The organism is Stenotrophomonas sp. YJH_SMC_20 (assembly GCF_059367845.1).
Map to the genome: position 1 here is coordinate 38,430 of NZ_JCAFRG010000006.1, position 21,759 is coordinate 60,188.

The 21,759-nt window shown below is 66.0% G+C and carries 19 protein-coding genes; 13 read left to right on the forward strand and 6 right to left on the reverse strand.

Translation table 11 applies throughout. The annotated features are described in order from the left end of the window. The first annotated feature begins 136 nt into the window (after positions 1-136). The 3 genes from AC5P6A_RS12050 (at position 137) to AC5P6A_RS12060 (ending at position 3,324) form a co-directional block, all read left to right on the forward strand. Positions 137-841: a VIT1/CCC1 transporter family protein gene (locus tag AC5P6A_RS12050; RefSeq protein ID WP_134735874.1), complete on the forward strand. Its 705-nt coding sequence runs from the start codon at positions 137-139 to the stop codon at positions 839-841. Continuing rightward, on the forward strand, positions 838-1,662 hold the full coding sequence (locus AC5P6A_RS12055; RefSeq protein WP_111098043.1) for a helix-turn-helix transcriptional regulator: 825 nt from the start codon (positions 838-840) through the stop codon (positions 1,660-1,662). The genes AC5P6A_RS12050 and AC5P6A_RS12055 overlap by 4 nt, the downstream gene beginning before the upstream one ends. 687 nt (positions 1,663-2,349) lie before the next feature. Beyond that, positions 2,350-3,324, forward strand: a complete 975-nt coding sequence (locus AC5P6A_RS12060; RefSeq protein ID WP_346715098.1) for an MBL fold metallo-hydrolase — start codon at positions 2,350-2,352, stop codon at positions 3,322-3,324. Positions 3,325-3,422: 98 nt separating this feature from the next. Here AC5P6A_RS12060 and yihA read toward each other — a convergent pair whose 3' ends face one another. After that, complete coding sequence (yihA, locus tag AC5P6A_RS12065) at positions 3,423-4,025, reverse strand: ribosome biogenesis GTP-binding protein YihA/YsxC (protein ID WP_005411022.1); 603 nt, start codon at positions 4,023-4,025, stop codon at positions 3,423-3,425. 156 nt (positions 4,026-4,181) lie between these two features. Here yihA and AC5P6A_RS12070 point away from each other — a divergent pair, with 156 nt between their 5' ends. The 4 genes from AC5P6A_RS12070 to AC5P6A_RS12085 all read left to right on the forward strand — a co-directional run bounded on the left by AC5P6A_RS12070 (position 4,182) and on the right by AC5P6A_RS12085 (position 7,467). Continuing rightward, positions 4,182-4,982, forward strand: coding sequence for a c-type cytochrome (locus AC5P6A_RS12070; protein ID WP_019660638.1), 801 nt, complete (start codon positions 4,182-4,184; stop codon positions 4,980-4,982). Positions 4,983-5,087: 105 nt separating this feature from the next. After that, complete coding sequence (locus tag AC5P6A_RS12075; RefSeq protein WP_019660639.1) at positions 5,088-5,738, forward strand: thiol:disulfide interchange protein DsbA/DsbL; 651 nt, start codon at positions 5,088-5,090, stop codon at positions 5,736-5,738. 107 nt (positions 5,739-5,845) lie between these two features. Next, complete coding sequence (locus AC5P6A_RS12080; protein WP_134735977.1) at positions 5,846-6,676, forward strand: thiol:disulfide interchange protein DsbA/DsbL; 831 nt, start codon at positions 5,846-5,848, stop codon at positions 6,674-6,676. A 53-nt stretch (positions 6,677-6,729) separates the two neighbouring features. Then, a complete protein-coding gene (locus AC5P6A_RS12085) occupies positions 6,730-7,467 on the forward strand; it encodes an endonuclease/exonuclease/phosphatase family protein (RefSeq protein WP_005411026.1) in 738 nt (245 codons plus the stop codon). Positions 7,468-7,545: 78 nt separating this feature from the next. Here the strand turns inward: AC5P6A_RS12085 and AC5P6A_RS12090 are convergent, their stop codons facing one another. Then, positions 7,546-8,421 (reverse strand): EamA family transporter, encoded by an 876-nt coding sequence (locus tag AC5P6A_RS12090; protein WP_346715099.1) that lies wholly within the window; start codon positions 8,419-8,421, stop codon positions 7,546-7,548. 72 nt (positions 8,422-8,493) lie between these two features. Here AC5P6A_RS12090 and AC5P6A_RS12095 point away from each other — a divergent pair, with 72 nt between their 5' ends. The 3 genes from AC5P6A_RS12095 to fhuE all read left to right on the forward strand — a co-directional run bounded on the left by AC5P6A_RS12095 (position 8,494) and on the right by fhuE (position 11,955). Continuing rightward, the gene (locus AC5P6A_RS12095; RefSeq protein ID WP_346715100.1) at positions 8,494-8,976 is read left to right on the forward strand and encodes an Lrp/AsnC family transcriptional regulator; all 483 of its coding nucleotides are present in this window, start codon (positions 8,494-8,496) and stop codon (positions 8,974-8,976) included. Between the two features lie 77 nt (positions 8,977-9,053). After that, positions 9,054-9,605: a M23 family metallopeptidase gene (locus AC5P6A_RS12100; RefSeq protein ID WP_155030119.1), complete on the forward strand. Its 552-nt coding sequence runs from the start codon at positions 9,054-9,056 to the stop codon at positions 9,603-9,605. A gap of 184 nt (positions 9,606-9,789) precedes the next feature. Continuing rightward, the gene (gene fhuE, locus AC5P6A_RS12105) at positions 9,790-11,955 is read left to right on the forward strand and encodes a ferric-rhodotorulic acid/ferric-coprogen receptor FhuE (RefSeq protein ID WP_346715101.1); all 2,166 of its coding nucleotides are present in this window, start codon (positions 9,790-9,792) and stop codon (positions 11,953-11,955) included. Positions 11,956-12,087: 132 nt separating this feature from the next. On the opposite strand, the gene AC5P6A_RS12110 is transcribed toward fhuE, so the two are convergent. Further along, complete coding sequence (locus AC5P6A_RS12110; protein WP_495222317.1) at positions 12,088-14,949, reverse strand: TonB-dependent receptor plug domain-containing protein; 2,862 nt, start codon at positions 14,947-14,949, stop codon at positions 12,088-12,090. Between the two features lie 178 nt (positions 14,950-15,127). Between AC5P6A_RS12110 and AC5P6A_RS12115 the strand changes: the two genes are divergently transcribed. Next, positions 15,128-15,652 (forward strand): hypothetical protein, encoded by a 525-nt coding sequence (locus AC5P6A_RS12115; RefSeq protein ID WP_134731646.1) that lies wholly within the window; start codon positions 15,128-15,130, stop codon positions 15,650-15,652. A 9-nt stretch (positions 15,653-15,661) separates the two neighbouring features. Here the strand turns inward: AC5P6A_RS12115 and AC5P6A_RS12120 are convergent, their stop codons facing one another. Continuing rightward, positions 15,662-16,069 (reverse strand): ExbD/TolR family protein, encoded by a 408-nt coding sequence (locus AC5P6A_RS12120; protein ID WP_021204654.1) that lies wholly within the window; start codon positions 16,067-16,069, stop codon positions 15,662-15,664. Positions 16,070-16,220: 151 nt separating this feature from the next. On the opposite strand from AC5P6A_RS12120, the gene AC5P6A_RS12125 reads away from it, so the two are divergent. After that, a complete protein-coding gene (locus tag AC5P6A_RS12125; RefSeq protein WP_227844067.1) occupies positions 16,221-18,206 on the forward strand; it encodes a transglycosylase SLT domain-containing protein in 1,986 nt (661 codons plus the stop codon). A 119-nt stretch (positions 18,207-18,325) separates the two neighbouring features. Further along, positions 18,326-19,546 carry a multifunctional CCA addition/repair protein gene (locus tag AC5P6A_RS12130; RefSeq protein ID WP_227844066.1) on the forward strand — a complete coding sequence of 407 codons (1,221 nt, stop codon included), beginning with the start codon at positions 18,326-18,328 and terminating at the stop codon, positions 19,544-19,546. A gap of 846 nt (positions 19,547-20,392) precedes the next feature. Here AC5P6A_RS12130 and AC5P6A_RS12135 read toward each other — a convergent pair. After that, positions 20,393-20,854: a DUF4265 domain-containing protein gene (locus AC5P6A_RS12135; RefSeq protein ID WP_155030124.1), complete on the reverse strand. Its 462-nt coding sequence runs from the start codon at positions 20,852-20,854 to the stop codon at positions 20,393-20,395. Beyond that, on the reverse strand, positions 20,851-21,753 hold the full coding sequence (locus AC5P6A_RS12140; RefSeq protein ID WP_155030125.1) for an RHS repeat-associated core domain-containing protein: 903 nt from the start codon (positions 21,751-21,753) through the stop codon (positions 20,851-20,853). The genes AC5P6A_RS12135 and AC5P6A_RS12140 overlap by 4 nt, the downstream gene beginning before the upstream one ends. Positions 21,754-21,759: the final 6 nt, after the last annotated feature.

The following is a 21,759-nucleotide window of genomic DNA, read 5'->3' on the forward strand; positions in this document are numbered from 1 at the left end:
ACGGTGGCGGGGGATGTGGGGCTCGCGGCCTTCCATCGCAAGGGCGCACTATAGCGTGGCACCCCGTTGCGTCATGCGACGGTGACGGGTTTCAGCATCCTACCGACGCCCTCTTGACCCTCGTACACTCAACGTCATGAGCCGCCATTCACGACACCCCGAACTGCACCGCTCCGAACGCGTCGGCTGGCTGCGCGCCGCCGTGCTGGGTGCCAACGATGGCATCGTCTCGGTGGCCGGGCTGGTGGTTGGCGTGGCGGCCAGCGGCGCCTCGGCTGCAACCATTCTGGCCACCGGCGTGGCCGGCACCGTAGCCGGCGCGATGTCCATGGCTGCCGGCGAGTATGTGTCGGTGCAGACCCAGGCCGACACCGAAGCAGCCGACCTGGCGATGGAGAAGCGCGAACTGCGCGACAACCCGCACAGCGAGCTGGAAGAGCTGGCTGCGATCTACCGCCACCGTGGCCTGGAACCTGCATTGGCCCGGCAGGTAGCCGAACAGCTCACCGCCCACGATGCGCTGGGCGCGCATGCGCGCGACGAACTGGGCATCACCGATACCCTGCGCGCCCGCCCGCTGCAGGCAGCGCTGGCCTCGGCCGGTGCGTTCGCCTGCGGTGCGGCGCTGCCAGTGCTGGCCGCCCTGCTGGCGCCGGTCGACAAGGTCGCACTGATGACCACGGCCAGTACCCTGCTCGGCCTGTGCCTGACCGGCGCGGTGGCAGCCCAGGCCGGCGGCGCCCCGCCGGTACGCGGCGCAATGCGTGTGATGTTCTGGGGTGCACTGGCAATGGCCGCCGCTGCAGGCGTCGGTCGCCTGTTCGGCGCCCAGGTGACATGACCGGCATGCTGCCGCCAGTTACCGCACTGCTGGCCGAGATGGCCAGTCTGGCCGGCTGCGCACGCGCCGAAGGTTATGCGTGCATCACCGCTCGGCGCGAACATGGCGCCAGCTCGGTGGAGATTCCGCAACCCCAGTTCGCGATCCTGCTGGAAGGCCGCAAGCAGGTGCGTACCGCGCACCAGTCGCTGGAGTTCATCCCCGGCGACATCCTGCTGCTGACCCAGCGATGCCGCATCGATGTAGTCAACACCCCCGACCCACGCAGTGGCCGCTACCTCAGCGCCATCGTGCCGCTGTGTGCCGAAGTGCTGGCGGCCGCACGCACGCTGTGGAGCGGGGAGCTTCCCGCCGCTGGTCATGCGATGGCGCGACTGCCGTTGATCGATCATGGCGCGGTGCTGCGCCAGTGGCGGCAATCGCTGCAGGACGGCCGTTACAGCGAAGCGCGGCTGGCCCTGGCCTCGTTGGTACTGACCCTGTGCCGGCGGGGCCACGGCAACCTGCTGCTGCCGCAGGCGCCGAGCCTGGGCGAACAGATCCGCGACCGCATCGCCGCCGAACCGGCCCGCGACTGGCAATCGCGTGATGTGGAAGCGCTGTTCGCGCTGAGCGGCGCGACCCTGCGCCGTCGCCTGGCGGCCGAGGACACCAGCCTGCGCCAGCTGCTCACCGAGGCCCGGCTGGCGCATGGCATGCAGCTGCTCTACACCACGGACCTGCCGTTGAAGACCGTGGCCGCACGCGCGGGCTATCGGTCTGTGGCGAGTTTCAGCAAGCGCTTCGCCGAGCAGTACGGGCTGGCTCCCACAGACATTTGAGGGGGTTCGGCAGGGCTGCGCCCTGCACCCGCCGAAGCGAGTGCAAGAGCCGGAGCAACAGCAACAGCAACAGCGTGCATTCCGTGGGATGGCGGGGCGGTGTGGGTGGGCAGGACACGCCGTAAACCCGTCCCTGGGGGCTCGATGGCGCCATCCATGGCGCCAACGGTCCTGCCCACCCACACCGCCCCACCTTCGACAGGTTCACTCGGCTGTTGGCAACTGCGGCTTTGTTCCGCGCGGCTGTTGGTAGGTGTCGACCTTGGTCGACACATCTGTCAGATATCGAATGAGTCATCCACGCATGGCGTGGATCTACTGTATCGACCAAGGTCGACACCCACCGAGGCAATACGTCGTTCCAACAGATCGCGGAAAACTGTCGAAGGCGGGGTGGGTCCGGTTGCGGGGGCGTGAGCCGCATGGATGCGGCGACCGAGCTTACAGGGACGTACTTGCAGCGGCCCCCGCAACCGGACCCACCCCGCCATCCCACGGATAGCCCGCTGTCGCTGTTGCTTCGGCTGTTGCTGTTGCTTCGGCTGTTGCCGTTGCCTCTGCGGGTGCAGGGCGCAGCCCTGCAGCCCCCCTTCCCTGAGCATTCCACGTAGTGGTTTGAGCGCCGCGCACACGCCAGCCACGGCACGCTAGGCCAACGGAACCGCCCGTCATCCACCGAGACCCCTCATGACCCTGCGCCACCTTCCCCTTCGCTCCGCCCTGCTGCTGGCTCTCTCCTCCCTGCCGCTGGCCGCGCTGGCCGAAGCCACCTCGCCCGCCCCCACCCGACAGGTACCGGGCGTCTACCACCTGCGCGTCGGCGCCTTGCAGGTCACCGCCCTGTTCGATGGCGTGGTCGCGCTGGGCCGGCAGGAAGTGGTGGACGTGCCGCCCACCCTGGTCAGCCGCCTGCTGGAAGGCCGCTACGTGCCCGAAGACAAGAAAGGCCTGCAGACCGCGATCAACGCGTTCCTGATCCGCCAAGGCAACCACCTGACCCTGGTCGATACCGGCACCGCGCAGTGCTTTGGCCCCGGCCTGGGCCAGGTGCTGGGCAATCTGCGCGCCTCCGGCGTGGATCCGGCCGAGGTGGACGAGGTGCTGTTGACGCACGCCCATCCGGACCATCTGTGCGGCGTACTCGACGCGCAGGGTACGCCGGCCTACCCCAATGCCACGGTGTGGCTGTCCAGGGCCGATGCCGATTACTGGCTCAACCCGGCCAGCGAGGCCACCGCGCCGAAGGGCGTGCGCTTCGCCTTCCCGCTGGCACGCAACGCGGTGGCGCCGTATCAGGCCAGCGGCCACCTGCGCACCTTCAGCCCCGGCGATGCCCTGCCCGGCGGCGCGGTGGCGATGGACACCCATGGCCACACCCCCGGCCATGTCTCCTACCGGTTCGACAGCCAGGGCCAGTCACTGCTGGTATGGGGCGATGTGCTGCACTTCCACGCGGTGCAGTTCGCGCATCCGGAAGCGGCATTTGAGGCGGATTCGGACCGCAAGGCGGCCACCGCCAGCCGTCGCAGTCTGCTGCAGCAGGCCACGGCCAATGGTTGGTGGGTGGCCGGTGCGCACCTGCCGTTCCCCGGCCTGGGCCATGTGCGTGGCGAGGGCAAGGCCTATGCGTGGGTGCCGGCGGAGTATTCGCCGTTGAAATGACCCGTGTAGAGCCGAGCCCATGCTCGGCTACCGCGCTCAGCGTGCCGGGATTCCACAGCCGAGCGTAGGCTCGGCTCTACAGGAAGGCAGGGGATGCCTTACTCCAGCCCCAGCCAGCCGCCGATCACGCCGCGGGCTTCGTCCACGCCGGTACGGTCTTCGCCGGAGAACACCTGCACGCTGACGCTGTCACCGTAGGCCGATTGCAGTTCCTTGCGCACCTTCTGCAGGGACTGCATCTGCTGGCTGCGGCTGAGCTTGTCGGCCTTGGTCAGCAACGCGTGCGCCGGCAGGCCGCGCTGCACGGCGTAGGACAGCATCTGCCGGTCGTAGTCCTTCAGCGGATGGCGGATGTCCATCACCACCACCAGCCCCTTCAGGGCTTCGCGGGTGCGGAAGTACTTGTCGATGAAGGCCTGCCAGTGCGCCTGCAGGTCCAGCGGCACCTTGGCGTAGCCGTAACCTGGCAGGTCGACCAGATGCGCTTCCGGGGTGACCTGGAAGAACACCAGCTGCTGGGTGCGGCCAGGGGTCTTGGAGACACGGGCCAGGGCGTTCTGGCGGGTCAGCGCGTTGAGCGCACTGGACTTGCCGGCGTTGGAGCGGCCGGCGAAGGCCACTTCAGCCCCTTCGTCGGGCGGCAGCTGCCGCACGTTGTGGGCCGAAAGGTGGTAACGGGCGCGTTCGATGAGCAATGACATGTGCCTAGGATCGCATGTTGCGGCGCCGCGCGCCCGTGCCGGCGGCCGCTGCGGCCATTTTGCTGCACTGCTGCGTTGACCGTGCGCAGAAACGGCGTTGATAATCCGGGCGATGCCGGCGGCCGCCGCCCGGCCCGGTCCATACGGAGCTTCAGCATGCGCCACGCTCGCGTTCTTGCCGTATCCGCCCTTGCCACTGCTGTAGTCGTTGCCGCTGCTGCGTTCGCGCAGACCACGTTGACCCCGCTGCCCGACAACGGGCCGATCAATACCGCCTCGCTGGAGGTGGATTTCAGCAAGACCCACTGGGGCGATGCCAAGGCCGGCCAGGCCAAGGCCTCGGCCTGCGCGGCCTGTCATGGCGTCGACGGCAATTCCACGGTGGAGATGTATCCGTCCATTGCCGGCCAGAGCGAACGCTACGTGGCCCAGCAGATGGCGCTGATCGCCAATGGTCAGCGCAGTTCCGGCGCAGCAGTGGCGATGGTGCCGTTCGTGCAGAACCTCACCCCGCAGGACATGCGTGATATCGGCGCCTACTTCGCCACGCAGAAAGCCAACGCCGGCATCGCCGATGACACGGCGGTCACCGAGGGCCCCTACAAGGGCATGAAGTTCTACGAGATCGGCCAGCAGCTGTACCGCGGCGGCGATGCCAAGCGCGGCCTGCCGGCCTGCATGGCCTGCCATGGCCCCAGCGGTGCCGGCAATCCCGGCCCGGCCTATCCGCATCTCGGTGGCCAGCACGCCAGCTATGTCGCGCGCCGCCTGCAGGAGTACCAGGCCGGCCAGACCAACGAGACCGACAAGGCACACTTCCAGATCATGGCCACGGTCGCGCAGAAGCTGAGCGAGCAGGAGGTGCAGGCGCTGTCGAGCTACCTGCAGGGCCTGCACAACAAGGCCGACGACGTGGCCGCTGCAGCTACGCCGACGCAACCGGCTGCCGCCCCCTGACCACCACTGGTCGGCCTGGGCCGCCACGTCGGCCCACGGCTGCGGTATGTTCCTTCACGCCGGCGGCTGCGCCGGCGTTGCTTTTTTCAACGGAGATGCGTGTCGATGAGGTTGATTTCCCGCCTGCTGTTGTCCGTGCTGGTACTGCTGCCGCTGGCAGCCTGCGCCGCCACACCCGCCAATGCCCCGCTGGTCGAGGGCAAAGACTACGAGCGCATCGCGCAGCCGGGCCCGTTCCAGCCGTTGGCCGGCAAGATCGAGGTGGTCGAGGTCTTCGGCTACACCTGCCCGCATTGCGCCCACTTTGAACCGCAACTGGAAGCCTGGGCGGCCAAGCTGCCGGCCGACGTGCGCTTCACCCCGGTGCCGGCCGCCTTCGGTGGCGCCTGGGATGCATGGGCCCTGGCCTACTACGCCGCCGACGAAGTCGGCGTGGCCAAGCGCAGCCACGCGGCGGTCTTCAAGGCCCTGCACCAGGATGGCTCGCTGCCGATGCAGAACGTTTCGGCCGATGAGCTTGCCACCTTCTACAAGGCCTACGGGGTGACCCCGGACCGTTATCTGCAGGCCCTGCGCGGCGATGCCGTACAGAAGAAGGTCGATGCCGCCCGTGCGTTCGCCCAGCGCACCAGGATCCCGGGTACCCCGGCGCTGATCATCAATGGCCAGTACCTGGTGCGCGGCAACAGCTTCGACGACCAGCTGCGCATCGCCTCGGCCCTGATCGCCCAGGCCCGCGCCGCCCGCGGCCGCTGAACCAACACACACCATCGACACGGCGCTGTCGCCGCCGCATGTCATCATTTCCCCCTGGCTGGCGCTTGGCGCCGGCCCCCACCTTTCCAGATGCTGGAGACGTTTCCATGAAGATCCGTTACGCCCTCGCCCTCGCAGCGCTGCTGCCGATCCTGGCGGCCTGCAAGGCCGACGACGGCAGCACCAACACCACCGCGGCGCCGGCCGAACCGGCTGCAGCTCCGGCGGCCACCGAACCGGCCGCTCCGGCCGCGGGCAGCGAAGGCACCGCTCCGGCGGCCGCCGAAGGCGAAAAGGCCCCGGCCGAAGCCGCCCCCGCCGCGGCGCCGGCCCCGACCACCGCCGCGCTGACCGGCCCGGCCCCGGTGGAAGGCGCCGATTACCAGGTGATCCCGAACGGCCAGCCGTTCCAGCCGGCTGCCGGCAAGATCGAAGTGACCGAGATCTTCGGCTACGTCTGCCCGGCCTGCGCCGCATTCCAGCCGCTGGTCGGCCCGTGGAAGGCCGGCCTGCCCAGCGACGTGAACTTCGTCTACGTGCCGGCCATGTTCGGCGGCACCTGGGATGACTACGCCCGTGCCTTCTACGCCGCGCAGACCCTGGGCGTGCAGGAAAAGACCCACGAAGCGCTGTACGCCGCCATCCACTCGCAGAAGACCCTGAAGGGCGAGCGCGGCCGTGACTCGGTGGAAGACATCGCCAAGTTCTACGCCGCCTACGGCGTCGATCCGAAGCAGTTCGCCGCCACCATGGGCAGCTTCGCGGTGAATGCCAAGACCAACTCGGCCAAGCAGTTCGCCCAGCGCAGCCAGATCAGCGGCACCCCGTCGATCATCGTCAACGGCAAGTACCTGGTGAAGGGCAAGAGCTTCCCGGACATGCTGCGCATTGCCGACCACCTGATCGCCCGCGAACGCGGTGCGGCCCAGGCTCACTGATCCAAAGGACGTTGTTCCCGGCCGTGAATTCCCCCCGCACACGGACCCTGCGTTTGCTGACGGCCAACATCCAGGCCGGCTCAAGTACCCGCCGCTACAGCGACTATGTGACCCGCAGCTGGTCACATGCGCTGCCGGCGGGTCGCAAGCGCAGCAGCCTGGACGCGATCGCCACGCTGGCGCGCGACCATGACATCGTCGGCCTGCAGGAGGCCGACCCGGGCAGCCTGCGTTCGGGCTTCACCAACCAGACCCACTACCTGGCCCAACGCGCCGGCTTCAACTACTGGAGTCACCAGCCGAACCGGCGCATGGGCGGGGTCGCATCCAGCGCCAATGGCCTGCTGAGCAAGCTGGAACCGGTTGAAGTGCAGGATCACGCCCTGCCCGGCCGCATCGGCGGGCGCGGCGTGCTGCTGGCCAAGTTCGGCGACGGCGCCGATGGCCTGGCGGTGGCAGTGGCGCATCTGTCGCTGGGCGCGGGATCGCGGATGTCGCAGCTGGGCTTCATCGCCGAGCTGTTGTCCGACCACCCGAACGCCGTGTTGATGGGCGATTTCAACTGTCTGGCCGAGCGCCCGGAAATGCAGGTGCTGTACCAGAAGACCCGGCTGCAGCCCCCGGGCTGCATCGTGCCCACCTTCCCCAGCTGGCGCCCCGACCGCGCCATCGACCACATCCTGGTCAGCAGTGGCCTGCAGACTCGTACCGTGGAAGCCGTACCAGCCGCGTTCTCCGATCACCTCGCCCTGGCGATGCAGATCGACGTCCCGGCCGACGCCCTGCGCTGAACGCTCCTGGCAGGTGCCAACCTTGGTTGGCACGCCGCTCTGGTGGGTGCGGACCGTTGGTCCGCACGCTCTCTGCCGCTACCCGGCCTGCACCACCGGCACCTTCAACCGCCGCGCGGTCATCGTGCTGCCCACCGAGGCCAGCACCGTGCAGCCGATCGCCAGCCACTGCAATCCATGCAGGTGCTCGTGCAGCAGCAGCATCGCCCACAACGCGGCCACCGCCGGTTCCATGCTGATCAGGATGCCGAACGTTTCCTTCGGCAGGCGCTTGAGCGCCATCATCTCAAGCGACATCGGAATCGCGCTGGAGACCAGCGCCACCAGCAGGCCGGCCGCCAGGATCTTCGGCTCGAGCAGCGCGGCGCCGGCATGCACCACCCCCACCGGCACCACCACCAGCGACGCGGCCAGCAGCCCCAGCGAGACCGAGTGCCCAGCGTGCAGATGACCGGCACGCTTGCCGAACACGATGTACAGGCCCCAGCACGCCGCTGCGCCCATCGCATACAGCACGCCAGCCGGATCCAGCGCCGGGCCACCGCCCAGCGGCAGCAGCAGCAACAAACCCACCACCGCGCAGCCCACCCAGACGAAGTCGATGGGGCGTCGTGATGACAGCATCGCCACCGTCAGCGGCCCGGTGAACTCGATGGCCACCGCGATGCCGAAGGGAATCGTGCGCAGGGCCATGTAGAACAGCAGGTTCATCAGGCCCAGGGTGAGCCCGTAGCGCAGGATGGTGATCGCGTCCACGCGGCTGGTCCTCCAGCGCCATGGCCGCCAGAACATCAGCAGCAACAGGGCCGAGAAGCCCACACGCAGCGCGCTGGTGCCCTGGGCGCCGATCAGCGGGAACAGGTGTTTTGCGTAGGAGGTGCCGATGGCCAGCGAGGTGACCGAGCCGAGCACCGCCAGCGCCGGCAACATCGGCGCAAATCGTGAGGTCTGCATGCGCAAAGTCTATTGCGCCAGCGCCGAGCACTTGGCTCAATTGACAGCCCGTTCGTGCAACTTCTGCTCGCCATGGCCACCGCCCCCGTGCTCGACAGCTTCGACCGCGCCATCCTCAACCTGCTGCAGCGGGACAACACCCTGCCGCAGCGCGAGATCGCCGAGACCGTGCACCTGTCCACCCCGGCCGTGCAACGCCGGATCAAACGCCTGCAGGACAGCGGTGTGATCTCGGCCAACGTGGCGGTAGTCGCCGCAGCCAAGGTCGGGCGACCGCTGACCATCATCGTCGAAGTGCGCGTGGTCAGCGAGCAGCGTGATCACGTGGCGCCGTTCAAGCGCCGCGTGCAGGACGACCCGGCGGTGCAGCAGTGCTACTCGATCACCGGCGACGGCGATTTCCTGCTGCTGGTGTCGGCCGCGTCGATGGAGGAGTACGAGGCGATCACCGAGCGGTTGTTCGGCGGCGATGACAACATCGAGCGCTTCCGCACCTCGGTTGCACTGGGAACGTTGAAGCGCAGTTTCGAAGTGCCACTGGACCCGGTTCTGTAGCGCTGAGCCATGCTCGACTGCGCTTTGACCGCAAAGCAACAGCCGCCGAGCATGGCTCGGCGCTACAGTCGGAGACCATGAACACATCGCCCTCCCCCGCCCGTCGCCTGCGCCGCTGGCTGCTGCGCGGCCTGTGGCTGGTCATCGCGATCGTTGCCGCCATGGCACTGTGGAACAGCCCATGGGCCGCTGCACCGAAACTGCTGTGGACACTCTCGCGGATGCCTCCGGCCACCGAGCTTCCGGTGCCGGTGGAAGGCGTGCGGCCCCGCCAGATCGCCGATACGTTCGGCGCTCCGCGCGGCCGTGACCGCTCCCACGCCGGCATCGACATCTTCGCCAGGCGCGGCACCCCCGTGCGCAGTGCCACCGCCGGCGTCGTCGTGGATGTCAGCGAGCGCGGCCTCGGTGGCCGCCAGGTCTGGGTGATCGGGCCCGGGCGTGAACGTTACTACTACGCCCATCTGGACGACTGGGCCGAGGGCCTGGCGCGCGGCCAGGTGGTCCAGGCCGGCGACCTGCTCGGGCATGTAGGCGACAGCGGCAATGCCAAGGGCACGCCGCCCCACCTGCACTGGGGCATCTACGGCGCCGATGGCGCGCGCGATCCGCTGCCGCTGCTGCGCTGAACCCAATGCGCTGCGTCGCGGCCCGCGTGAGTGCCTACCTCGTTCATGATTTGTAAATAGGAATAGTTCGTATTACCATTTCTTACGTTTCCGGTGGTGCCAGGACGGCCTGCCCGCCCGTTTCCCCCCGTAGCGCCTCGCCTTCTGGATGCCGGCCGAGCGCGCGTGCTCGTCCAGGACCCCCATGACCTGTTCCGCCTTCCGTATCCCGCAGCCGCAGCGGCTGTCCGTTGCCGTACTCGTTGCACTCTGCGCCCTGACCCCGGCCCCGGCCGCCTTCGCCGACACCGCCGCCGACCCGACCACATTGGACAAGGTGGTGGTCAAGGGCGAACGCGCCGAAGGCTATTCGGTGCGCCGCACCTCGGCCGGTACCCGCTTCGACCTGGCACCGCGCGAGATCCCGCAGTCGCTCAGCATCATCAGCCACCAGCGCATCGAAGATCAGAACCTGGACGACATCATCGACGTGCTGGCCAACACCACCGGCGTGACCAGTACCCAGTCCGACAGCGAGCGCACCGAGTTCTACGCACGTGGGTTCTACATCGACGCCTACCAGTTCGATGGCCTGCCCACGCAGATGGTGCAGAACTGGAGCTACGGTGATTCCGGCCTGGACCTTGCGCTGTATGACCGCGTTGAAGTGGTGCGTGGCGCCACCGGCCTGCTCAGTGGTGCCGGCAATCCGTCCGCGTCGGTGAACCTGATCCGAAAGCATGCCGACAGTGCCGAGCTGGCCGGCAGCGTGTCGGTGAACGTCGGCAGCTGGGGCCGCACCCGCACCACCGTGGACGTAGGCAGCGCGCTCAACGCCAGTGGCACGGTGCGCGGCCGCGTAATCGGCAGCTACCTGGACACCGATGGCCAGATGGACCGCTACAACCAGCGCAAGACGCTGGGCTATGCCGTCATCGACGCCGACCTGACTCCGGACACCCAATTGAGCGTGGGCTACGACTACCAGCAGAAGCGCGCCAACGGCGCGACCTGGGGCGGTTTCCCGATGCTGTATTCGGATGGCTCGCGCACCGGCTACGACGAATCGTTCAACGCCAGCCCGGACTGGACCTACTGGGACACCACCAGCAAGCGCGCCTTCGCCACCCTGCAGCACGCCTTCAGCAATGGCTGGAAGTTCAAGGTTGGCGCCACGCACGATGAGACCAAGGCCGACGACAAACTGTTCTACCCGGCCTACAACGACTGGACCACGGGCGAATCGAACTTCGACAGGACCACCGGCGCGGGCATCTCGCCATCCGCAGGCTTCTACAACACTGAGCGCAAGGTCACCGGCGTTGATGGCTACATTGACGGCCCGTTCCAGCTGTTCGGCCGCGAGCACCAGCTGATGGCCGGCCTCAGCTACAACAGGCGCGAGTACGCCAACTACGGCGACTACCAGGTCGGTGGCCCGGGCCAGACCTGGGATCCGTTCGCCAGCTATCTGAACTGGACGGGCAAGATCGGTGAGCCGAACTGGAACCCGCTGGCCCTGGCCAGCGAGGGCACCATCACGCAGAAGGCCGGTTACGCGGCCGCGCGCCTGTCGCTGGCCGATCCGCTGAAGCTGATCATTGGCGCACGCTACACTGACTGGAAGAGCGAGGGTGAAGGCGCCGACCGCGCGCACAAGGTGACCACGCCGTACGCCGGCCTGGTCTTCGACATCAACGGGACGTACTCGACCTACGCCAGCTACACCGAAATTTTCCAGCCGCAGACGCTGAAGGACCGCAATGGCGGCTACCTCGATCCGGTCGATGGCAAGAGCTACGAAGTTGGCGTCAAGGGCGCGTGGTTCGACAACCGCCTGAACGCCTCGCTGGCCGTGTTCCGCATCGAACAGGACAACGTCGGCCAGGCCACCGGTGAGCCGGTGCTGGGCAGCCAGAACGAGTTCGCCTATCGCGCTGCACGCGGCACCGTCAGCCGCGGCTTCGAGTTCGAGGTGAACGGCGAACTGGCCCCGGGCTGGAATGCGACCTTCGGTGCGTCGCGCTACGTGGCCAAGGACATCAACGACGCCGACATCAACACCAACCTGCCGCAGACCGCACTGAAGCTGTTCACCAGCTACACCCCGCAGTCGCTGCAGGCACTGACCGTCGGTGGCGGTGCCAACTGGCAGAACCGCATCTACTACCCGGTGCCGGCCTACGGCCGCATCGAGCAGAGCGGCTACGCACTGGTCAGTGCCTTCGTGCGCTACCGCATCTCGCCGGAGTTCAGCGTGCAGGCCAACCTCAACAACCTGCTGGACAAGAAGTACCTGTCGCAGATCAACGGCTACGGTGCCTACGGCGATGGCCGCAACGGCTCGCTGACGTTCACCTGGGCGTTCTGATCAGACGCGGGGTACGACCGCGCCGCACCTGTAGAGCCGAGCCCATGCTCGGCTCAGAGAATCAGCCGAGCGCGGGCTCGGCGCTACATCCGCAAGGCAGCGCCGGAACTGTCCGGCGCTGCCACCCTCACATCAGAAGCGCAGGTCCGCGCGCAGGTACCAGTAACGGCCACGCGGGATGTCGTAGGTCGAGGCGTCGTAGCCGTTCAACGAGCACGACAGGCAGATCGGCGGATCCTTGTCGAACACGTTGTTCAGGCCGGCGGGCAGCTGCAACCCCTTCATCCAGTCGATCTTGTAGCCCACCTGCATGTCGTGGAAGGTGGTGGCCGACAGCGTGTTGGTACCCGCAGCCTGGTTGCTGCACACCGGGAATGCCGCGGCATCGCCACAGTTCTCGGTCAGCTCGGAGATGTGCCGCACCGTCCAGTTGGCGCTCCAGCGGTCCAGCGTCCAGCCGATGCTGGCGTTGCTGGTCCATTCGGGAATCGAACTGTCAGCCACTTCCACGCCGGGCTTCTGCGGCTGCTTCTGCCCGGCCGCGCCGGTGGCCTCGTAGCGGCCGACAAAGGTGTTCTTCCAGCCCAGCTTGAACTGGCCGATGGACGTCTGCGGCAGCGTCCAGAACAGATCCACGTCCCAGCCGTCGGTCTTGATCGACCCCAGGTTGGTCAGGCGGTTGTTGAAGCTGCTGACCGCACCGGTGCTTGCACGGGTAATGCCATCACAGTAGATCGGGTCCAGCGTCTCCACGCACAGGTCCAGCTGGGTCTGCGCGTTGATTGCCTGGATCGCACCGTCGATGGCATGGCGGTAGAAGGTCACCTCCACATCGAAGCGCTCCGACCACGAGGCATTGTTGCCGAACCACGGGCTCCACACGAAGCCGGCACTGAAGCTGCGCGAGCGCTCCGGGTCCAGCTCGCGGTTGCCGCCGGTGGTCACCGAGATCTGCGAGTTGGCCTGCTGGAAGCCGGCCGGCACGCCCAGCGCGGCACAGTTGGCGGCGCTGCCACGCGGCGGCGTGCCGCCCAGGCCCACCGAGCACGGATCGAACAGCTGCAGGTCGGCACGCGCCGCCGAGCCGTACAGTTCACCGATCGACGGCGCGCGGAAGCCCTCGGCGTAGGTGGTGCGCAGCACGAAATCATCGGTCACCTGCCAGCGCAGGCCGTACTTGGGCGTGAACTCGCCACCGAAGGTGGAGTAGTCCGAATAACGGCCGGCCAGGCTCAGGTCCAGCTTCTTGCCGAACGAGGAATCGGCGAAGATCGGAACGCTCAGCTCCAGGTAGGCCTCATTGACGTCGTAGGAACCGGAGGTCGGCTGCGACGGCACGCCGTTGTAGTGACCAATCACCGTCAGCGGATCGGGCTGATAGGAGCCCTTGTACTTGCGGTACTCGAAACCGGTGGCGAAGGATACCGGACCTGCCGGCAGCGAGAACAGCTCGCTGGACAGGTTGGCGGTGAACAGGCTCAGCTCGTTCTGGCTGCGGTCACGCACCACCGGCTGGATCCACTTCAGCATGTCCGGGGTGATCGAACCGACGCCACCAAAGATGTTCAGCGGCACGCAGCCCGGCGTGGCCGCGCACACCGCCGGATCGCCCAGCGCCATGTTCACCTTGTAGATGTCATAGCTGCCGTAGTTGGTCTGTTCGGCCTTGTTCTTGCTGTACATGCCGTTGACATCCCAGTACCAGCTGCGGTCAGCCGCCTGGAAGTTGCCGACGAAGCCGGTGGCGAAATACGTGGTGTCCACTTCCTGCTTGAACACGCGCGCGCCGCCTTCCACCGGGCGGCGGCCGATCAGGCTCAGGTTGTCACCCGAGACCAGGTCGAAGCCGAACGGGTTGTACGGATTGAGCGCGGACACGGTGATGTTGTCGGCCAGCGGATTGCCGGTGGCGCCATCGGGGCCGAAGAACAGCGGCTCCGGGCCGGCCTGGTTGGTCGACTCACGACGGTTGCCCAGTGCCTTGACGTACCACTGCACGTTGTCGGTGATGTCGAAGCGGAACTGACCGAACAGGCCCTTACGCTCCGAGGGCGTCAGCACCATGTTGTACTCGGCGAAATTGAACCGGTCGGCGCTGGTGAAGCAGTGATAGTCATCGGTGCGCGCGCAGCCGGCGCTGCCGTCGTAGCGCGGGTTGCTCACGCCGGTATTGGGCACGATGTTCTGCACCGCGCCGGTGTTCGGGTCGGTGAACATGAAACGACCCTGCGGAATGCCACCGCTGCCGAACGCCAGCCCGGTGCCGGGAATCGGGAAGCGCGACTGCTCGCGGTCCTTGGCAAACACCGGATCCTGCTTGGTCCAGCTGGCGCCCAGGAACAGGCTGAAGCGGTCGCCGCTCTTGCCCCAGGCCAGGTCCACGCCCTTCTGCGTGCCATCGCCCTTGCTGTACTCGCCATAGTTCAGGGTCACCTGGCCGCCATCGAAGTCACGGCGGGTGATGATGTTGACCACGCCGGCAATGGCGTCGGAACCGTACAGCGACGACGCGCCATCTTCCAGCACTTCGATGCGCTCGACGATGGCCAGCGGAATGGTATTGAGATCGGTGGCCGAGCCGACGCCGGACGCGGATGACTCATTGACCCAGCGGATGCCGTCGACCAGCACCAGCACGCGCTTGGCGCCCAGGTGGCGCAGGTCCACCTGCGCCGAACCGGCACCCACGCCACTGCCATCGGGCGGGAAGCCGAAGTTGCCGGACGAGTTGAACTTGGCGTTGAGCGCCGAACCGGAACCGGTGAGCTGCTGCAGCACTTCGCCGATCGAGGTCAGGCCGGTGCGTTCGATATCGCCGCGCGTCAGCGTCTGGATCGGCACCTGGCCCTCCACCTCAGCGCGCTTGATGCGGGTACCGGTGACTTCCACCGCATCCAGGTTGGTGGTGGATTGTGCAGCGGCACCCAACGGTGCCAGGGTCATCACGCACAGCGCGACGGCAACCGCCAAAGGGCGGTGGTGCAGGTGATTCATTCGCTCTCTCTCCAAAGGAATGTCGGGACATGGACTGCCGCGCTCCCCCCTGCATGGCGGCAGCGTCTCCTTTGTAAACAAGTGGTAAAAGGCCCGGCGTGACGGTCGACACTCTTTCACGTGGAATTGACGCAATTACAGGCGCTTTGCGTCAGATAGCTGCAGTTATGACCTTGCGATGGTGTTCACGGCACGCGGCCTTGATGCCGGCCGCGACATCGCGCGCCGGGAGTTGCCGCATTTATCGAACAGGTCTTTGCCGAACCATTTCAGAAGTAGTCTGAAATTGCTTGATTCAGAAGGCCCCGCTGATCGGTCCGGTGCAGACTCGAACCTCCAGCCAATCGCAGGAGGATCGATCATGAAACCAGCAAGTGGCGCGCCGGGCATTACGATGGTGATGACGCTGCTTCTTTTCCTGGCAGGCGAATCGAGAGCGGGCGGCGTAATCGAGTGCAACGACTGCCCCTCTCCCAGCAATGCGGCCTTGGCCTCGGGAGAGGGACTGACGGTTGTGGTGGATTTCGAGAGAGCCGAGTTGACTGCTTTCGACGTTGAACATGACCCTGAGAGCGGAAAGTGGCGAGCAAATCCGACCCCGGTTCCAGCGCAGATTGAAATGGCTTTTCTGCGGATCCTGGATGCGACGCTGTCAGCGGGGCAAGCGCCGCTCATGCAGCAATCACCGCATGAGCGGCAGTGAGACAACGCTCTATCGCACGAAGGCAATCCGCTCCATACCGGTCGCCTCGGCCGCGGCCAGAATCCTCGCCATGCCTTCGTACTCGGCCGCCGGATCGGTGGCGATGCGCAGCTCCGGCAGGTTGCCGGCATGTTCGCCCACCTGTGCCTGCAGGCGCGCCTGAAGCTCGCTGATCGTCATGGGCTGGCCATTCCAGCTGAGCTGGTTGGCAGCATCCAGGCGCAGCTCGATAGGCGGCGGCGGTTCGGGGCGATCGATCGTGCGATCGGTGGCCTGTGGTAACTGCACGGCAATCGGCCGGGCCACGATCGGCGCGGTCACGATGAAGATGATCAACAGCACCAGCATCACGTCCACCAGTGGCGTGACATTGATGTCCGCCAGCGGACCGCTTCTTCCTGCGCTACTGAACGCCATGTGCCGCTCCCTGCAGCCGGGCCGTTCGCCCAAGGCCGACGTTACGACGCCTCCCGTCCCCTGCGGCAGTGGCCTGCGCGGGGTCATTCAGCTGTCGTTGCCGATGCTCGGCGTGCACGCAATGCGAAACTGAATTCAGCCATCGCCCGCTATGCTGGTCGCCATGACCCGACGCACTTCAACTGCCCTGTCCCTGCTGCCCTTGGCCACCACGCTGCTGATCGGCTGCGCCAACGCCCAGTCCCTCGACGCCCAGAACGCGCAGCTGAAGGCTGCGATCGCGGCCGCCGAACGCGGCCAGTTCGATCCCGGCCAGGCCGCTGCACTCAGCCGCCATCCGGCTTACGGATGGCTGGAGTACGCCAACCTGCGCCGCAACATCGACACCGTCGATACCGCGCAGGCACAGGCCTTCCTCAAGCGCTATGACGGCCAGGCCGTGGCCAACACGTTCCGCAGCGTGTGGCTGCCCTCGGTCGCACGCCGCCAGGACTGGCCCACCCTGCTCGCCAACTGGGTGCCCACCGACAACGCCGGCCTGCGCTGTGCGCAGCTGACCGCGCGCCAGGTGACGGGCAAGGTCGATCCGCAGTGGATCAGCGAGGCGCAGGACCTGTGGCGCAAGAACGGCAAGTCGCTGCCGGACGGCTGTGATGCCGTTTTCGCCGTGCTGCAGGCGCAGGGTGGCCTGAGCGACGCCCTGCGCTGGGAACGCATCGATGCCGCCGCCGACGCCCAGCAGCCGGCCGTGATGCGCAGCGCCGCACGTGGCCTGCCTGCCACCGACCTGGCGCTGGCGAACAATTACGCTGCCTTTGTCGACAAGCCCAATGCCAGCGCGTTGAACTGGCCGCGCAACGAACGCAGCCGGCGCATCGCCACCGATGGCCTGGCCAAGCTGGCCAAGGCCGACCCGGCCGCCACCGAACAGCAGCTGCCGCAGTACGCCCAGGCGCTGGGCCTGAGTGCCGCGCAGCAGGGCCAGGTGCTATACCAGATCGCACTGTGGACGGTGGCGTCCTACCTGCCCGATTCGGCGCGCCGCCTCAACGCGGTGCCGGAATCGGCGTATGACGAACGCCTGCACGAATGGCGCGTGCGCGAAGCGATGTCGCGCGGCGACTGGCCGGCGGCGCTGACCGCCATCCGCAAGATGGGCAGCAAGCAGCGCAGCGACCCGCGCTGGCGCTACTTCGAAGGCCGGATGCTGGAGAAGACCGGCCAGGCCCAGCAGGCGCAGCCGCTGTTCCGCGAAGCCGCACGCGCACCGACCTTCCACGGTTTCCTGGCCGCCGACAAGCTGCAGCAGGGCTACACGCTGTGCCCGTGGAAGCCGAATGACAGCGCGCAGGCACAGGCAGCGGTCGCGCGCGACCCGGCCATCCAGCGCGCGATGGCGCTGTACCAGATCGACCGCGCCAGCTGGGCCGTGGCCGAATGGAACAGCGCGCTGTCGCGCTTCGATGACACCCAGCGCCGCCTGGCGGTACGTGTCGCGCAGGACAACGGCTGGTTCGACCGCGCCGTGTTCGCGCTCGGCAAGCAGCCGCAGGAACAGCGCCTGTACGACCTGCGTTTCCCGCTGCACCACGACGCCACCATCCGCCGCGAGTCGGCACGCAATGCCATCGACCCGGCCTGGGTGGCTGCGGAGATCCGCGCTGAGAGCACGTTCACCCCGCGTGCGCGCTCGCCTGCGAATGCCATGGGCCTGATGCAGGTGCTGCCGGCCACCGGTGCCAGCGTGGCCAAGTCCATCGGCCTGACCGGCTACGGCGGCGCCGACAGCCTGTACGACCCGGACACCAACATCGCGATCGGCACCGCCTATCTGCGCCAGCTGATGAACAAGTACGATGGCCTGCCGTACGTGACCATCGCCGCCTACAACGCGGGGCCGACGCCGACAGCACGCTGGCAGGGCCAACGCCCGGGCTTCGATCCGGATCTGTGGATCGAGACCATCAGCTACAAGGAAACCCGCGAGTACGTGGCCCGCGTGCTGGCCTTCAGCGTGATCTACGACTGGCGCCTCAATGGTGATGCGCTGCCGCTGAGCGACCGCCTGATGGGCCGCCTGGTGGACAAGCGCAAGCGCTTCAGCTGCGCGGCCGACGCCGAGAAGGGCGGCGATTGATCACCCGCCTTCTGTAGAGCCGAGCCCACGCTCGGCTGCTGTTCTGTCCGGTAGCGCTACCGCCTGAGCAGCCGAGCATGGGCTCGGCTCTACAAGTCGGGCATGCGATGATCCCGACCATGAAGATCTATCTTGTCGGCGGCGCCGTGCGCGACCGCCTGCTGCAGCGCCCTGCCGGCGACCGCGACTGGGTGGTGGTCGGCGCCACGCCCGCGCAGATGGAAGCGCAGGGCTACACCGCCGTAGGCCGCGATTTCCCAGTGTTCCTGCACCCGGAGACCGGCGAGGAATACGCGCTGGCGCGCACCGAGCGCAAATCCGGCCGTGGCTATCGCGGCTTCGTGGTCGATGCCGATCCGGCGGTGACGCTGGAAGAGGACCTGCAGCGCCGCGACTTCACCATCAACGCGATTGCCTGTGACGAAGATACCGGCACGCTGGTGGATCCCTATGGCGGTGTGCGTGACCTGGAACAGCGCGTGCTGCGCCATGTCGGGCCGGCCTTCGTCGAGGATCCGCTGCGCGTGCTGCGCGCGGCCCGCTTCATGGCCCGTTTTGCACCACTGGGCTTCAGCGTCGCCGAAGAGACCATGGCACTGATGCGCGAGGTCGCCGCCAGCGGTGAACTGGACGCGCTGGTGCCGGAACGCGTCTGGCAGGAACTGCGCAAGGCACTGGTCAGTGAACGGCCCTCCGCCTTCCTGCGCACGCTGCACGATGCGCAGGCACTGGGCCCAATCCTGCCCGAACTGGAAGCACTGTACGGCGTACCGCAGCGTGCCGAATTCCACCCGGAAGTCGACACCGGCATCCACCAGGAAATGGTCAGCGACATGGCCGCGAAGCTCGCCCCCGGTGATGACCTGGTCGGCTTCGCGGCCCTCACCCACGATCTCGGCAAGGGCCTGACCCCGCCGGAGGAATGGCCGCGCCACATCATGCACGAGCAGCGCGGCACCAAGCCGTTGAAGGCCTTGTGCGCACGATTGAAGATTCCCGCCGAGCACCAGCAGCTGGCCGAAGCAGTCTGCCGCGAGCACTTGAACGTGCACCGCATCGACGAACTGCGCGATGCCACTGTGCTGGAACTGCTGGGCCGCTGTGATGCGCTGCGCCGGCCGGAACGGGTGGCCCGCATCGCACTGTGCTGCGAGGCCGACAAGCGCGGCCGGCTCGGCTTCGAGGACGCCGACTACCCGCAGGGCGAAACACTCAAGCGCCTGCACCAGGCGGCGCTGTCAGTGCAGGCGCGGGATCTGGATACCACGCATCTGAAGGGCCCGGCCATCGGCGAAGCGCTGGCCAAGGCGCGGGTGAAAGCCATCGCCGCCGCCCGCTGAAGCACCTGGTGATGCCGGCTGCTGGCCGGCACCGATCGCCCGTCTATCGACGACGCTTACGCGAGAAGTGGTCGACAGCATGAGCACCCAACAAGATGGGTTGCATCAAGAGGAACAGCCATCCACCCAGCCGGAGTGTCTCCACCGGATTGAACCGGGTGATGAACGCAGCTGCCAGTGCCAAACCCGCAACAAGGCCGATCTCATAGACCCACAGCGATCGGTTAGAACGCCTGCCCACGATGCTCCTCTCCATTGAACAGTACGTACTTGCCTGCCGCCTTAGCTTCCTCGATCAGTGCGCCTTCCCACGGTTGATCGCCGCAGCCCGTTGCTTCAATTGGGTCACAGTGCCGGGAATCACTTCCCTGCCCCATCCATGACTACAACCATCTAATTCGTATCCACGCCTTCGAACGCGATCGGAGGTGGCAATCCGAACAGAATTCGATTGGGCGAATACGAGTTGCAGGCCTCGCTGCGCCGGAGAAGCGCCCGCTTTGCCGATGGACTTCTTGGAGGATTGCTTCTGCCCGTTCGCATCGTGACGCATACCAGCCCCGCGTACGCCTTAAACCGCACGGTGAATGGGCGGCCATGCCTGAGAGTAGTCGAATGCCTGATGGGAGCCCTTGGGCTACCGTCAATGGGCTAAACAATGGGGACGTTTCGCCGCGCCTGAGGACCGGAACAGAACATTTCACCGGAGACATGAGAGCCTTGATGCGCTTAAGGATCCGAATAGGAAATTCTGCGAGTTGATGACACTACGCTCATCGACTTCCTTCCCACTGAACTTTCGCCGCCGCAACCCCAATGCAAAGGAAAAACATGGTAAGACCACGATTAGTGAAGTTCCGAAGAAATGAAATCAGGAGAACAGTAGAATCCCTCCTCAAACTCCCAATCACCCTCGCTCTCACCTTGCTCCAAGAGCCTATACACTTCGGCCACTGCAGCGTGAGGCGGCACATCCACGGCATAGAGTAGTCTTTCACCAACGTTAGAGCCTTCGTAGGTACAGCCAAGAACTTCCAGTTCTGACCAACGCATCAGGAAGCGCTCATCTCCTGCGAATGCTGGCAACCTGACTCGATATGTGGAATGCCCCCCCCGAGCGAGAACTCCCACGAACATTAAGCCATCTTCGTCACGCTCCGTCGCGATAGTATCTCCACAACTAACCCCGTATGCATAAAATGGAATATTGTCCAGCACAAGCGAACCATCCGGCAAAAGTCGGACATGCATAATCTCCACCCCGCCGTCATCCAAGGCAAATCTTACCTTCGTCGCGCTGTCATTCATCTTCCACTCCACTCATCGGGGTTCCTTGCCGCCTTGTCTCGATTGCACGTCCTACAGGCGTCTCTCTCGTTCTCAGGACTATTATTTCCACCTCTCGACTTTGGATCAATGTGGTCCCTCTCTCGGGAATTTGGCAATCCTTGCGTATTGGTTGTAGGAACTCCGCAGTAGACGCATGGGACACCCTCCTTGCTCGCCTTAGCTTCGGGAGACTCCTTCGGGAACCGCTTCCCCGCACCAGGCCCTCCAGTTGAGCCACGCTTTCCATCACTTCCAGGCTCTCGATCCGAGACTATCGAACCATCACTCTTCAATGCAGGCTCATGTGGTGCCGGTTTTGACTCCTGCACCAGCTCCCTGATTCCCGCTTCCAGCCTATTGCCAAGTTCCACACGTTGTTCAGGAGTGGTACTTGTGTAGTAGATGGTCGCACCAGCAATCGGAATGAAGACGAAAGGAACGAGCAGTTGCAGCGCGGCCCTCCCATCAGGATCCGTGAACTTGTAGGGATTTCCGTCCGCATATCGGTATCGATTGAATTGGCTAGCTGGCTGTTGATGTGCCGTCACCGGATCCACCGACAGGAATATACCCAACTGCGGATCCATATACCGCTGCTGCATGTAGCTCAGCCCAGTGGCCGAATCGCTCACATGCCCGGTATATCCAGGACCATCATCAACCTGACCACCAACTACTGTCCCGTAGGGTTCATAGATGTGGCGCTTGGTCACTGCGCCATTGGCATCCGATTCGGCCACCACCGATCCAAGCGCATCGGTGTGGATATAGGTGATCGTCTGCGCCCTGGCAGCAGAGCCCCACGCAACCAGAGTCAAGATCAGCAACGTTCTGAAAATGATCGATAGCATCACTGTCGCCTCCCAGACGGCCTTCATGGCAAT